The sequence below is a fragment of the Nocardia sp. NPDC052112 genome, assembly GCF_040680135.1.
GTDB lineage: Bacteria > Actinomycetota > Actinomycetes > Mycobacteriales > Mycobacteriaceae > Nocardia.
The window spans coordinates 143039-155824 of sequence record NZ_JBFAWD010000015.1 but is presented as its reverse complement, the minus strand read 5'-3'; the positions used below and the strand labels follow the sequence as shown (position 1 = coordinate 155824).

Annotated in this window: 13 protein-coding genes; 4 read left to right on the top strand and 9 right to left on the bottom strand. The window is 65.1% G+C overall.

Features of this window, described 5'->3' with window-relative positions:
- Nucleotides 1-128 precede the first annotated feature (128 nt).
- The gene (locus AB0L58_RS27255; protein ID WP_364390658.1) at nt 129-1016 is read left to right on the top strand and encodes an MHYT domain-containing protein; all 888 of its coding nucleotides are present in this window, start codon (nt 129-131) and stop codon (nt 1014-1016) included.
- A 6-nt stretch (nt 1017-1022) separates the two neighbouring features.
- On the opposite strand, the gene AB0L58_RS27250 is transcribed toward AB0L58_RS27255, so the two are convergent.
- From AB0L58_RS27250 to AB0L58_RS27220, 7 genes are all read right to left on the bottom strand, one after another.
- Nucleotides 1023-1760 carry a glutamine amidotransferase gene (locus AB0L58_RS27250; protein WP_364390656.1) on the bottom strand — a complete coding sequence of 246 codons (738 nt, stop codon included), beginning with the start codon at nt 1758-1760 and terminating at the stop codon, nt 1023-1025.
- 25 nt (nt 1761-1785) lie between these two features.
- Nucleotides 1786-2550, bottom strand: a complete 765-nt coding sequence (gene ehuA, locus AB0L58_RS27245; protein WP_364390732.1) for an ectoine/hydroxyectoine ABC transporter ATP-binding protein EhuA — start codon at nt 2548-2550, stop codon at nt 1786-1788.
- A gap of 4 nt (nt 2551-2554) precedes the next feature.
- Complete coding sequence (gene ehuD, locus AB0L58_RS27240; RefSeq protein WP_364390655.1) at nt 2555-3223, bottom strand: ectoine/hydroxyectoine ABC transporter permease subunit EhuD; 669 nt, start codon at nt 3221-3223, stop codon at nt 2555-2557.
- A complete protein-coding gene (locus AB0L58_RS27235; RefSeq protein ID WP_364390654.1) occupies nt 3223-3948 on the bottom strand; it encodes an amino acid ABC transporter permease in 726 nt (241 codons plus the stop codon). Before AB0L58_RS27235 ends, ehuD begins: the two co-directional genes overlap by 1 nt.
- A gap of 4 nt (nt 3949-3952) precedes the next feature.
- Nucleotides 3953-4840, bottom strand: coding sequence for an ectoine/hydroxyectoine ABC transporter substrate-binding protein EhuB (gene ehuB, locus AB0L58_RS27230; protein WP_364390653.1), 888 nt, complete (start codon nt 4838-4840; stop codon nt 3953-3955).
- Between the two features lie 97 nt (nt 4841-4937).
- Entirely contained in the window at nt 4938-6059 is a 1122-nt protein-coding gene (locus AB0L58_RS27225; protein ID WP_364390652.1) for a tartrate dehydrogenase, read from the bottom strand.
- Entirely contained in the window at nt 6056-7528 is a 1473-nt protein-coding gene (locus AB0L58_RS27220) for an NAD-dependent succinate-semialdehyde dehydrogenase (protein WP_364390650.1), read from the bottom strand. The genes AB0L58_RS27225 and AB0L58_RS27220 overlap by 4 nt, the downstream gene beginning before the upstream one ends.
- 124 nt (nt 7529-7652) lie before the next feature.
- Between AB0L58_RS27220 and AB0L58_RS27215 the strand changes: the two genes are divergently transcribed.
- Nucleotides 7653-8900 carry an aminotransferase class III-fold pyridoxal phosphate-dependent enzyme gene (locus AB0L58_RS27215; protein ID WP_364390649.1) on the top strand — a complete coding sequence of 416 codons (1248 nt, stop codon included), beginning with the start codon at nt 7653-7655 and terminating at the stop codon, nt 8898-8900.
- A gap of 16 nt (nt 8901-8916) precedes the next feature.
- Nucleotides 8917-9417, top strand: coding sequence for a DUF3830 family protein (locus tag AB0L58_RS27210; RefSeq protein WP_364390648.1), 501 nt, complete (start codon nt 8917-8919; stop codon nt 9415-9417).
- Nucleotides 9418-9581: 164 nt separating this feature from the next.
- Here the strand turns inward: AB0L58_RS27210 and AB0L58_RS27205 are convergent, their stop codons facing one another.
- A complete protein-coding gene (locus AB0L58_RS27205; RefSeq protein ID WP_364390647.1) occupies nt 9582-10970 on the bottom strand; it encodes an amidase in 1389 nt (462 codons plus the stop codon).
- A gap of 12 nt (nt 10971-10982) precedes the next feature.
- Nucleotides 10983-11948 (bottom strand): D-2-hydroxyacid dehydrogenase, encoded by a 966-nt coding sequence (locus tag AB0L58_RS27200; RefSeq protein ID WP_364390646.1) that lies wholly within the window; start codon nt 11946-11948, stop codon nt 10983-10985.
- A gap of 85 nt (nt 11949-12033) precedes the next feature.
- Here AB0L58_RS27200 and AB0L58_RS27195 point away from each other — a divergent pair, with 85 nt between their 5' ends.
- Nucleotides 12034-12774, top strand: coding sequence for an Asp/Glu/hydantoin racemase (locus AB0L58_RS27195; protein WP_364390645.1), 741 nt, complete (start codon nt 12034-12036; stop codon nt 12772-12774).
- Nucleotides 12775-12786 lie beyond the last annotated feature (12 nt).

The following is a 12786-nucleotide window of genomic DNA, read 5'->3' as shown; positions in this document are numbered from 1 at the left end:
CCACCCGATGTTCACTGGTTTATTGCCGCTGCTCCGGACGGACAGTTGGTTGCCTTCCACGGGTGGCCTGTTGCCACTTCCAACCAGCGTCCGACTGCCTCGACACGAGTGGTGACCGCGGAGTACACATGCTAGAACTCGATCATTTCAGCCATGGCTGGCTGACCCCGGTCATGGCCTACCTCATGTCCTTCATCGGATCCATCCTCGCCCTGCGATGTGTGACCCACGCCCGGACTTCCGAATCGCCGGGTGGGTGGCTCGCCACCGCCGCCGTGTCCCTCGGTGGCGCGGGCATTTGGGTCATGCATTTCACCGCCATGCTCGGCTTCGCCATCCGCGGCGCCACCATTCGTTACGACGTACCGATGACGTTGCTCAGCGCGGTCATCGCGATCGTCGTCGTATGGCTCGGACTCTCGATCGTTGTGCGCGGTCGAAACGAATTCGTGGCACTGCCGATCGGCGGCACGGTCACCGGGCTCGGTGTGGCCGCCATGCACTACCTGGGCATGTTCGCGATGAAAACCTCCGCCCACATCGAATACGACCGCAAAACGGTCGCGGCATCGGTCGTGATCGCGGTGGTCGCGGCCACCGCGGCGCTGTGGTTCATGCAGCATGTCCGCGGTCTGTTCGCCACCATCGGCGCCGCGCTGATCATGGGCGTGGCGGTGTGCGGCATGCACTACACGGGCATGACGTCCATGCACGCCAGCCATGCCGAGCACCAGGCCGACAACGGCGGTATCGATCCCCTGCAACTGGTGACACCCCTGATCGTGACCGTCACGCTGGTCATCATGATGCTGATGGTGGTCGTCGGACTCGCCGAGATCGACGAACGCAGCACCCGCGAACAATTGCCGGTCCGGCGCGAACCGTCGGCGACGATTACCGGAGCCTGGCCGGTGGTAACCGACGTGCGCCGCGCCGACTCACCCGGCTGGACACTGCGTACCAATTCGCGCACCGAGAATCGAGCGCGCCATCGCGAGTTCGACTCCGACCGGTAATCGGCCCTACCCGCGGCAGTACCGCGCGATGAATCGGCTCAGGATCACACTCGGCACCGTGATCGATTCCCGGTGCCCGAGCTCGATCAAGTCCTCGGCCTCATGCGGTTCGAAATAGCCCGCGTGGCGGTAGACCGCTATGCGCAATGCCAGTCCATCGCTGTCCAATTCGGGATGGAATTGGGTGGCGTACACGTTCTGTCCGACGCGGATCATCTGTACCGGGCAATCGGCCGATCCGGCCAGCAGCACCGCACCGGGCGGCACCTCCTGACAGGCCTCCTTATGTCCGACGAAGGCCCTGAAGGCGCGCGGAACACCCGCTAGCAGCGGGTCCGCGCGGGCGTGCTCGGTCAGATCGATCGTCTGCGCGCCGACGGCCTCGCTGTATCGCCGGTCGCTCACCTCGCCGCCGAGCACGTCCGCGAGGATGCCCAAGCCGTAGCAGGCGCCCAGATACGGGAAATCGCGCCCGACGATCTCGGTCATCAGCTTCTTCAGCTTGGGTTCGAATGTCCTCTGGTATCCGTATTTCTCGGCGTCCGGGCTGCTGACATTGCTCGGACCGCCACCGACGATTACCGCCGAGTAATCGTCGAGATCGATATGCGGGAATTCCTGGTCCATCTGCACCCGCACCGTGTCACCCACCGCCAGGTCGGCCATCCGCAGCACGGCGCGGTATTCGTCATCCGCGGCGGGACGCTCCGGCCGCAACTGCAGGACTAGACACGGCTTGGTCATGATTCAGATTGTGGAAGATCGGCCGTCAGTTTTCATCCAATACCGCCTGTAAGAATTCGCGCGTCCGATCGTGGCCGGGAGCGGTGAAGATCTCCTCCGGGTCACCGTCCTCGAGCACCCGTCCGGAGTCGAACATCATCACCCGATCGGACACCTTTCGGGCGAAATGCATTTCGTGGGTGACGCAGAGAAACGTGATCTCGGTATCGGCCGCGATATCCGCCAGCAGATGCAGTACTCCGGTCACCAGCTCCGGGTCCAGCGCCGAGGTCACCTCGTCGAGCAGCAGCACTTCCGGCTCCATGGCCAGCGCCCTGGCAATGGCGACTCGCTGCTGCTGACCACCGGAGAGGTGGGCCGGACGGGCGTCGATCTTATCGGTGAGCCCGACCAGTTCGAGCAATTTTCGCGCCCGCTCCTCGGCGGCGTCCTTGGACTGGCCCAGACCGCGGATCGGGCCTTCGGTGACATTGCGCAACACGGTCATATTCGGGAACAGATTGAACTGCTGGAAGACCATGCCGATCTTGCGGCGCATCCGCCGCAAGTGCGCGGCACCGGCGGGCACCAGTTTATCGCCGCGCCGCTGATGACTGAGCAACTCGCCGCCGACCTCGATCGTGCCCGCGTCTATCCGTTCGAGTCCCATGAGCAGACGCAGAATGGTGGTCTTGCCGGAACCGGACGGCCCGATCAAGGTGACGAATTCGCCTGGCGCAATGGCGAAATCGAGTTTGTCCAGGCACACCGTGGCGCCGTAGCGCTTTTCCACACCGGTGAACCGGATCATCGGTTCAGACACGTCGTTCCAACTTTCGTACCAGAATCGAGCATGGATAGCTCAGCGCGAGGAAGGTCAGACCGGCCGCGAACCAGGCCTCGGGTCCCGCGCCGCCGGTATCGGCCGCGTACTCGGTTTTGACCTGATAGACCATGTCGAGGATGACGATCGAGGACAGCAGCGGCACCTCCTTGAACATGGCGATCGTGTAATTGCCCAGCGCGGGCAGCACCCGGGGCACCGCCTGCGGCAGAATCACATCGACCCAGGTGCGCGTGCGCGGCAGATTCAGCGCCGTGGCCGCCTCCCATTGCGCCGCGGGCACCGCGTCGATGCCCGCGCGGAACACCTCCGAGGTGTAACAGGCATAGTGGACGCCGAGTGCCGTCACACCGACCACCAGACGTTGGGTGTCGACGGCCAGCCCATCGAGCAGATCCGGACGCACCACCCAGTAGAGAAAGAAGATCTGCACCAAAAGCGGTGTGCTGCGAATGAATTCGATGAATGCCCACAGCAGCTGATCCACCACCGGAATCCGCAACCGCCGGATCACCGCGAAGATCAGACCGAGCACATACGCGACCAGGGATCCGAGCAGGGTGTACTGGATCGTGACGAGCAGCCCGTCCCAGATGAAGGGAAAGGCGTCGAAGAAGCGGTCCCACCGCCATTTCTCCATCAGACCCCCACATGTGCCGAGAGTCGAATGCTCGATCGCTTCGGCCGCCGCCCGACCCGCCGGGCCGCCAACAGCTCGAGCACCCGCATGATCACCGTGACGACCACCGCGATGAGCAGGTACACGACCAGCTGGATCGCATAGATGAGACCGAGTTCGCGAGAGAATGCGGGCACCGCGCGCAGTTCATCGGCCTTCTTGAAGACCTCCGGCACCGCGATAAAACTCAGCAGCGCAGTGGCCTTCACGAGTTGGATGAACAGATTGTTGAACGACGGCAGCATCTCCACCACGGCCTGCGGCAGAACAACTCGCCACATGCGTTGTGCCGGCGACAAATTCAGTGCGATCGCCGCCTCGACCTGCGCCGGCGGCACGGATCCGATGGCGCCCCTGACGATTTCGGCGCCATAGGCACCGTGGTTGAGACCGAGCACGATAATGCCGATGACCAACAGCCCCTTCGCCGTCGCCCCCAGCGATACGCCGAAGAAGATCGGTATCGCCACCGCGAAGAAGAACAGCTGCACCACCTCCGAGCTGCCCCGGAACCCCTCCACATAGATGCGGGTGACGAACCGCACCGGCAGATACGGCGACAGCATGGCGATCCCGGCGACGAAGGACAGCACGATGGTCAGCGCGATGCCGCCGACCGCCGCCCACAGTGTGAAGGGAAGCCCCTGGAGTACCCGCTCGAGGTAGGTCGAGAAATGCGACGACACGAGGTCAAGCCGTGCAGTACTGCTCGGCCGTGGCCGCCGGATCGGCCTCGTTCGCCTTGGTGAGGCCGAACGGCTCCACCAGCTTCAACCATTCACCGCTTTCGTGCAGTGCGCGCAGCTCGCGGTTGAAGTCCTCGCGGAACTTGTCGTCGCCGATGCGGAAGTTGAAGGTGCCGACGTCCGGCTTGTTGCCGAAGCGGAAGGACGGGCCGACCGCCAGCTCGGCGTCCGGATTGTTCTTCACCAGCCATGCGGCGGTGACGTCGAGCATGGCCGCGCCGTAGACGTCCTTGTTGCGCACCGCGCGCAGGATGTCGTCTTGTTTGGCCATCGGTTCGATGAGTTGGGATGGCACGCCGGAGGATTGTGCGTAGCCGTTCTCGACCGCACCACCCAAGGTGGCTATCCGGACGTTCTCCCGGGTGATGTCCTCGAAGCGATTGATATTGCGTGGATTACCGTCCGGCACCAGGAATGCCGATCCGACTTGGTAGTCGGGAGTGGCGAATGCCGAGCTCGCACACCGCTTCGGATTGATGAACATGCCCGCCGCGACGAATGCGTAGTTCTTGGCCCGAACGCCGTCGATCAGTCCGTCGAAATCGGTGACCACACCTTCGATTTCATTGATGCCGAGTCGTTTCAACACGGCGCGGGCAACGGTCGGCGCATATCCGGTCAACTGGCCGTCCGCGCCGAGGAATGCCCACGGCGCCTCATTGGCGAAACCGACCTTGATCTTGCCCGAGGCTTTCGCATCCTCGTAGGTCACCGCCGCCGCATCGTCACCGCCCAACCCACAGCCCGCTACCACCACGAGACCGGCCGCGGCCACCGCGGCGGCCATGGCGCGACGCAATCGCCTGCGCGCACCTCCGAATTCGAACTTCATGACCCAGTCCTTCCGCAGACACGCAAGTCGCCCCATATTCGCGGATGAACTTTGCGATCGTCCCGCCGAATTCTTTGCGGTCACATGACGATGTCGGCTAAGGCTGCGCGAATACCGAACCGGTCTCGACCAATTCGGCCGCACGGCGGGCAATGGCACCGCCGAGCTCACCGGTAGTCGCGGTGCCCCCGAGATCCGGTGTGCGAATTCGGCCTTCGCGCAGCACATCGCAGACCGCGCGATCCACCGCCGTGGCGGCGGCATATTCGCCCAAGTGCTCCAGCAGCATTGCACCGGCGAGGATCTGCGCGACCGGATTCGCGATGCCCTGTCCGGCGATATCGGGCGCGCTGCCGTGTACCGCCTCGAACATCGACGGTGCCGTGCGCTCGGGATTGATATTGCCCGACGGTGCGAGGCCGAGGCCGCCGGTCACCGCCGCGGCCAGATCGGACAGGATATCGCCGAACAGATTCGACGCGACGATCACATCGAGCCGATCCGGATGCAGCACGATTTCGGCGGCCAGTGCGTCGACATGCAATTGTCGGGTGGCCACCTGCGGATATTCCGTGGCGATGCGCTCGAAGATGCTGTCCCAGTACGGCATGGAGTGCAGCAGCCCGTTCGATTTGGTGGCCGAGCACAGGCGACCGTCGCGTTCGAGGGCCCGTTCGAAGGCGTAGCGGATGATCCGTTCGCAACCGACCCGCGTGAAAATCGATTCCTGCCGGACGAATTCGTCGCTCCGGCCCGGATGGTGCATGCCGCCGATCGCGGAGTATTCGCCCTCGGAATTCTCCCGCACGATCAGGATGTCCAGCTCCTCGGCGGTGCGGTCGCGCAGGGCCGATTCGGTGCCGGGCAGCAGCCGGACCGGACGCAGATTCACGTATTGACCGAATGCGCGGCGCAGCGGAATCAGCAGTCCCCACAGCGAGATATGGTCCGGCACACCGGGAAAGCCGACCGCACCGAGCAGGATCGCATCGAATCCGGCCAGTTGACCGGGCGCGTCGGCGGGCATCATCGCGCCGGTGCGCAGGTAGTTCTCACAGGACCAGTCGAATTCGGTCCATTCGATGCCGGGCAGCACCGCGTCGAGTACCGCGACGGCCTCGGCGGTGACATCGACGCCGATGCCGTCGCCGGGAATGGTCGCGATCCGATAGTTCGCCCGACCGCCACCCCGGACGGAATCGCCTAGCGATGCGTTCACAATTGCACTCCGATGTACTTGGTCTCCAGGAATTCATCGATGCCGAGGCGTCCGCCCTCCCGGCCGAGCCCGGATTCCTTGACGCCGCCGAATGGCGCGGCGGGATTGGACACTACTCCCTGATTCAGCCCGACCATGCCGGTTTCCAATGCTTCACACACTCGTAATCCACGCCGCAGATTTTCGGTGAAGACGTAGCCCACCAATCCGTAGGGCGTGTTGTTCGCGCGCCCGACGACCTCGGCTTCGGTATCGAATGCGGCGATCGCCGCCACCGGTCCGAAGATTTCGGTGTGGCACATCTCGGCGTCATCGGGTACATCGGTCAATACGGTTGCGGGATAAAAGTTCCCGAGCCCGTCCAGGGCAGTGCCACCGGTTCGCACGGTGGCGCCGCGCTGGACGGCATCGGCGACCAGACCGGTCACCTTCGTCACGGCATCCGCGTCGATGAGCGGACCGACGACTACGCCCGGCTCGGTGCCGCGCCCCATCGGCAGCGCCGCCAGCCGGAACGCGAGCCGGGTGGCGAATTCTTCAACGGCACTGCGCTGCACGAAGATTCGGTTCGCGGCGGTGCACGCCTGCCCGATATTGCGCATCTTCGCCGCGAGCGCACCCTCGACGGCCGCATCGAGATCCGCATCGGCGAATACGATGAACGGCGCATTGCCACCGAGCTCCATCGAGGTGCGCATCACGGTCCGCGCGCACTGTTCGAGCAGTAGCTTCCCGACGGCGGTCGAACCGGTGAACGACAGCTTGCGCGACCGGCTGTCCAGAATCAGCGGCGTCATGACGGCCCCGGGGTCGGATGTGGTGATCACATTGACCACACCCGCCGGAACGCCGACCCGATCCAGCACATCCACCAGTGCCAGCATCGAAAGTGGTGTCTGCTCAGCAGGTTTCACGACACAGGTGCATCCGGCGGCCAGTGCCGGACCGATCTTGCGGGTCCCCATGGCCATCGGGAAGTTCCACGGTGTGATGAGCAGGCTCGGACCGACCGGCTGCCTGGTCACCAGGAAGCGCGAACCGCCGGCCGGGGCCGGCATATATCCGCCGTCCAGGCGCACCGCCTCCTCGGCGAACCACCGGAAAAACTCTGCCGCATAGGCGATTTCACCGCGCGCCTCGGCCAGTGGCTTACCCATTTCCAGCGTCATGATCAGCGCGAGTCGTTCGGCATCGGCGAGCAGCGCGCGGTGCGCGTCCATGAGGATGTCGCTGCGGTGTCTCGGCGTGGTTCGCGCCCACTGCGCCTGTGCCCGGTCGGCCGCGGCCAGCGCATCCAGTCCGTCGGTCGCGGCGGCGTCGGCCACCTCGCACAGCACCGCACCGGTCGCCGGATCGGTGACGGGGAGCTTCGCGGTTGTTTCGCGCCATCCGCCGTCGATGAACAGTCCCGTCGGAACTGTGTCGATCGCGGCGCGTTCGGCTGCGGTCAGGGCGGTTTCGGTGAGCATGTGGGCTCCTTTTCATTCCCGACGCGGCCTTCGGCCATTGCTGCGAACCCGGTGCCCATGTTATGCATATTGTCAACAATCCGACAATAGATGACCCAGCGGATGCGCGCCCGGGAGGCGGATCATGACCGAGCTATCCCCCGTTCTCAAACAAGCCACCCCGGTAACCGTCGACCACGGATCGGGCTGCTACCTCTACGGCACCGACGGTCGGCGCTATCTCGACTTCACCGCGGGCATCGGCGTGACCAGCACCGGTCACTGCCACCCGCATGTGGTCGCGGCGGCCCAGGCCCAGGTCGCCGAGCTGATCCACGGCCAATACACCACCGTCATGCACCGGCCGCTGCTCGAACTCACCGAGCGACTCGGCGCCGTGCTGCCCGAAGGTCTGGACACGCTGTTCTTCGCGAACTCCGGCAGCGAGGCGGTCGAGGCCGCGCTGCGCCTGGCCCGCCAAGCCACCGGACGGCCGAATATCGTTGTCTTCCAGGGCGGATTCCATGGTCGCACCGTCGCGGCCGCGACCATGACGACCTCGGGCACCCGCTTCTCCGCCGGGTTCAGCCCGCTGATGTCCGGTGTGCACGTGGCACCGTTTCCCACCGCATTCCGCTACGGCTGGACCGAGGCCGAGGCCACCGACTTCGCACTGCGCGAACTCGACTACCTCTTCGCCACCGTCACCTCCCCCGCCGAGACCGCCGCATTCGTGGTCGAACCGATGCTCGGCGAGGGCGGCTACATCCCCGGTAACACGGCGTTCTTCCGCGGGCTGCGCGAACGCGCGGACCGGCACGGCATTCTGCTCGTCTTCGACGAGATCCAGACCGGCTTCGGCCGGACCGGAAAGTTCTTCGGACATCAGCACTTCGACGTCCGACCCGATGTCATCACCATCGCGAAGGGCCTGGCCAGTGGGTTCCCGCTGTCCGGAATCGCGGCGCCGCGTGCGCTGATGGCCAAGGCCTGGCCGGGCTCGCAGGGCGGCACGTACGGCGGCAATGCGGTGTCCTGTGCGGCGGCGATCGCCACACTCGAGGTGATCGAATCGGAGGGGTTGGTGGCCAATGCCGCCGCCCGCGGCGCGCAACTGCTGACCGGACTGCGCGACGGCGCGACCAAGGCGATCGGCGATGTGCGCGGTCTGGGACTGCTGTGCGGTGCCGAATTCACTACCGCCACCGGCGAACCCGATACCGCGACGGCCGGCGCGGTCCAGCGGCTCGCGGTCGAGAAGGGGCTGCTGCTGCTCACCTGCGGTGCGTACATGAATGTGGTGCGGATGATCCCGCCGCTGATCGTGACCGAGACCCAGGTCGACGACGCGCTCGCGATCTGGTCGACCGTGCTCGCCGAACTCGCCGTGTGACCAGGAGGCACAGCCGATGGCCCGCTACATCTCGATCACACTGACCAAGGCGGGCGTGACCTGCCGAGCCCGACTGCTCGATGCGGAAGCACCGCGGACCTGCGCGGCGGTGTGGAATGCGCTGCCGCAGGAGGGCGACGCATTCCACGCCAAATACGCCCGCAACGAGGTGTACACCCTGCTGCCCCGGATCGTGGCGGCACCGCATCGGGAGAACCCGACCGTCACCCCCATTCCCGGCGATGTCTGCCTGTTCGATTTCGAAGCCTGGGAGATCGGCAACCCGGCCTACGGCTACGAGCCCGGTACGGCGGCGCACCACGAGCAGGGCGCCACCGACCTGGCCTTGTTCTACGGCCGCAACAACTTGCTCATCAATGGCGATCTGGGCTGGGTGCCCGGCAATGTCTTCGCCACCATCGAAGAAGGACTCACCGATATCGCGGCGGCCTGCAACACACTCTGGCTGCACGGCGTCCAGGGCGAGACCCTGGCCTTCGCCCGTGGCAGTGTCTAATGGCAGCGCCTTCGGCGCTGCGTGTTCGCGGCCCCTTCAGTCTCGCGTCCGAACAGTCGAGTCTCGCGACTTCGTCGTATGCGCTTCGACGACTCGGACGCGAGACGGGACCCTCGTAGGACTCGCTCCGTTTGGGCTGGGAGAGGCTTGAACGGGGCGAGTGGCTAACCCAGGACGTATTCGGCGTAGCGGGCGACCGCGAGGACCAGATCATCGGAGTGGCGCGGCCCGATGATCTGCAGGCCGACCGGGAGCCCGGCGGCGGTGGTGCCCGCGGGGATGCTGATCGCGGGTTGCTGGGTCATATTGAACGGATAGGTGAACGGCGTCCACTGCGGCCAGCCGTCGAGCCCGCTGCCGGGCGGTACATCGTGACCCGCTTCGAATGCGGCGATCGGCATCGTCGGGGTGATCAGCAGGTCGTAAGTGGTGTGGAAGGCGCCCATGGTGATACCGAGTTGCGCGGCCACCGCGCGGGCGTCGAGATAGTCCACAGCACTGACGGTTTCGCCGTATTCCCACACCGCGCGCAGTCCCTGGTCCACCTTTTCGCGCGCACCGTCCGGGAATTTCGCCAACATGGTCGCCGCACCCGCGGCCCACAGCAGTTCGAATGCGTCGCGCGGATCCTCGAAGCCCGGATCGGTCGCGATGATCCGCAGTTCGGCCTCGGCCAGCCGCTGCACCGCCGCATCCACGATCGCGGCGACCTCCGGATCGACGTTCGCGTAACCGAGCGTCGGCGAATAGGCGACGGTGAGCCCGCGCACCTCACGCGACATCTGGCCACGGAAGGTTGTCACCGTGGGCGGCAGCGCGGTCGGATCACGTGGATCGGGCAGCGAGAGAATGTCCATGAGCAGCGCGGCATCCTCCACGGTCCTGGTCATCGGCCCGGCGTGGGCCAGTGGACCGAACGGGCTCGCCGGGTACAGCGGAACCCGACCGTGCGTCGGCTTGAAGCCGACGATGCCGCAGAACGCGGCCGGAATGCGAATGCTCCCACCGCCGTCCGTGCCGACCGACACCGGACCCATCCCCGCCGCCACCGCGGCCGCACTACCGCCGGAGGACCCGCCCGAGGTCGTCGTCGGATCGACCGGATTGCGGGTGATGCCGGTCAGCGGACTGTCGGTGACCGCCTTCCAAGCGATTTCCGGCGTGGTCGTCTTCCCGAGGAATACCATGCCGTCCTCGCGCAGCCGGGCCACGACCGGGCTGTCCACCTGCCAGGGACCACTCGGATCGACCGAGGTGCTGCCGCGTCGGGTGGGCCAGCCCTCGGTCAGGAAGATGTCCTTGATCGAGATCGGCACACCGTCGAGCAGTCCGCGGGCATAGCCCGAATTCCAGCGCGCCTCCGAATCCTTGGCCTGCACCAGTGCGCGATCCGGATCGACCAGACAATAGGCGTTCACCTCGCCGTCGCGTGCCGTGATGGCTTGCAGAATCGCCTCGGTCGCCTCGACCGGGGAAAGAGTGCCGGCCGCGTAGGCCGAGACCAATTCGACGGCGGTCATCGCGGCCGGTTGCGTATTGATGTCCGGGTTCATGGCAGGGCTCCTTCAGCCGGGCACGTACCCCAGCTCTTTATCGACCACGTTGTCCAAAGGCCGGCCGGCGATCCAATTGTGGAAATTGCGGGTGAACGCCGTGACGACCTCGGTTCGCCAGCCGCTGAAGTCACCCGAATTATGCGGAGTGATAAGCACATTCGGCAGATCCCACAGCGGATGCCGCGCCGGTAGCGGTTCCGGATCCACCACGTCGAGTGCCGCCCCGGCTATCGATCCGGTGCTGAGCGCGGCGAGAAGGTCGTCGGTTACCACGAGTTCCCCACGGCCGACATTGACAAACCTGGCATGTGGTTTCATCGCGGCGAATGCCTTGGCATCGAACATTTCCCGGGTCTGCGGCGTCAGCGGTGCGACCGCGACGACGTAATCGGCAATGGGAAGTTCGGCGTGCAGGTCGGTCGTCACGGTGCCGAAATCCGGATCGACTGTCCGTGCGCGGCGGCCCACCGCCCGCACGGTCATACCGGCGGCGCGCAACAATCGCGCGACAGCGCGACCGATCGAGCCGGTTCCGACTATCAGAACGGAGGCGCCCGCAATGCGTTCGGATTCGCGGTGCCGCCATTCGTGCCGTTGCTGCAGACGCAGCGATCCAGGCAGATCCTTGGCGAAACCGAGGATCTGACCCAGAACGTATTCCGCGATGGCCGTATCGAATACGCCACGTGTATTGGTGACCACGACCTCGCTTTCCCGCAATTCGGGGAACATCACCGGATCCACCCCGGTCGAACCCATATGCAGCCAGCGCAGGTGATCGGCCGCGTGCCAGGCGCCGGGGATCGCGCGAGTCAGGAAGTCGTACACGAATAGCGCGTCGGCGCCGCGCAATGCGTCGGCGAGTCCGGGCGCTTCCGTGTACCGCACTTCGGCTCGATCGGCCACCGGGGCCATGAGGTCCGAGTCGGGCACACTGTCACTGTGCAGGACGGTGACAATCGGGCCCTGTTCCACATTGACACACTAAAATCGCATCGTATGATTGTCAACAATCCGATCGTTCTCGGAGGTCTAACGGCTGAGCGCGAGAGGGGCCGCATTGGAACTCGGCTTTCCCGATATCGAAGGGCCCGTTGCACAACGGGGTATCGGGATCATCGCACCGTTCGACCTCGCGCTCGAACGCGAACTCTGGCGCTGGGCGCCGCTGGATGTCAGCCTGCACCTGGCCCGCACACCTTATGAACCGGTCCCGGTTTCGATGGCGATGGCCGAGCTGGTCTCCAATCCGGTACATCTGACCGCGGCGACGCGCGATGTGATGCACGTCGAGCCGGAAGTCGTTGCCTACCTGTGCACTTCGGGCAGCTTCATCAGGGGGCTCGCCTACGAGAAGGCACTGCGCGACACCATCTGCCGGGCCGGCGCGCTGGAAGCCGTCACCACCTCCGGAGCACTCGTGGAGGCGATCCGACATCTGGACATCAGCAGACTTTCGGTGATCACCCCGTACGACGAAATCCTCACCCACAAGCTGCACGACTTCCTCGCCGAGGCGGGCTGCACCGTAATCCGTTCGGACCACCTGGGTCTGGGCGGCGGTATCTGGAAGGTCAACTACCGCACCATCGCCGAACGCATTGTCGGCGCGGACGACCCACAGGCCCAGGCCATCTTCGTCAGCTGTACCAACCTGCCCACCTACGACGTCATCGAGCCGCTCGAACAGGCCCTCGGCAAACCCGTACTCACCGCGAATCAGCTCACCATGTGGGCCTGCCTGGGCCGGATGAAGCTGCCGATGACGGGTCCGGGAAAGTGGCTACTCAACGTTTTCTGATTGGAAGAAAAG

What these genes read in the sequence shown, in the direction of transcription:
- AB0L58_RS27210 (WP_364390648.1), top strand. Translation starts at nt 8,917, where the DNA reads ATGGCCCGCTACATCTCGATCACACTGACCAAGGCGGGCGTGACCTGC.
- AB0L58_RS27215 (WP_364390649.1), top strand. Translation starts at nt 7,653, where the DNA reads ATGACCGAGCTATCCCCCGTTCTCAAACAAGCCACCCCGGTAACCGTC.
- AB0L58_RS27205 (WP_364390647.1), bottom strand. Translation starts at nt 10,970, where the DNA reads ATGAACCCGGACATCAATACGCAACCGGCCGCGATGACCGCCGTCGAA.
- ehuA (WP_364390732.1), bottom strand. Translation starts at nt 2,550, where the DNA reads ATGATCCGGTTCACCGGTGTGGAAAAGCGCTACGGCGCCACGGTGTGC.
- AB0L58_RS27255 (WP_364390658.1), top strand. Translation starts at nt 129, where the DNA reads ATGCTAGAACTCGATCATTTCAGCCATGGCTGGCTGACCCCGGTCATG.
- AB0L58_RS27250 (WP_364390656.1), bottom strand. Translation starts at nt 1,760, where the DNA reads ATGACCAAGCCGTGTCTAGTCCTGCAGTTGCGGCCGGAGCGTCCCGCC.
- ehuD (WP_364390655.1), bottom strand. Translation starts at nt 3,223, where the DNA reads ATGGAGAAATGGCGGTGGGACCGCTTCTTCGACGCCTTTCCCTTCATC.
- AB0L58_RS27220 (WP_364390650.1), bottom strand. Translation starts at nt 7,528, where the DNA reads ATGCTCACCGAAACCGCCCTGACCGCAGCCGAACGCGCCGCGATCGAC.
- ehuB (WP_364390653.1), bottom strand. Translation starts at nt 4,840, where the DNA reads ATGAAGTTCGAATTCGGAGGTGCGCGCAGGCGATTGCGTCGCGCCATG.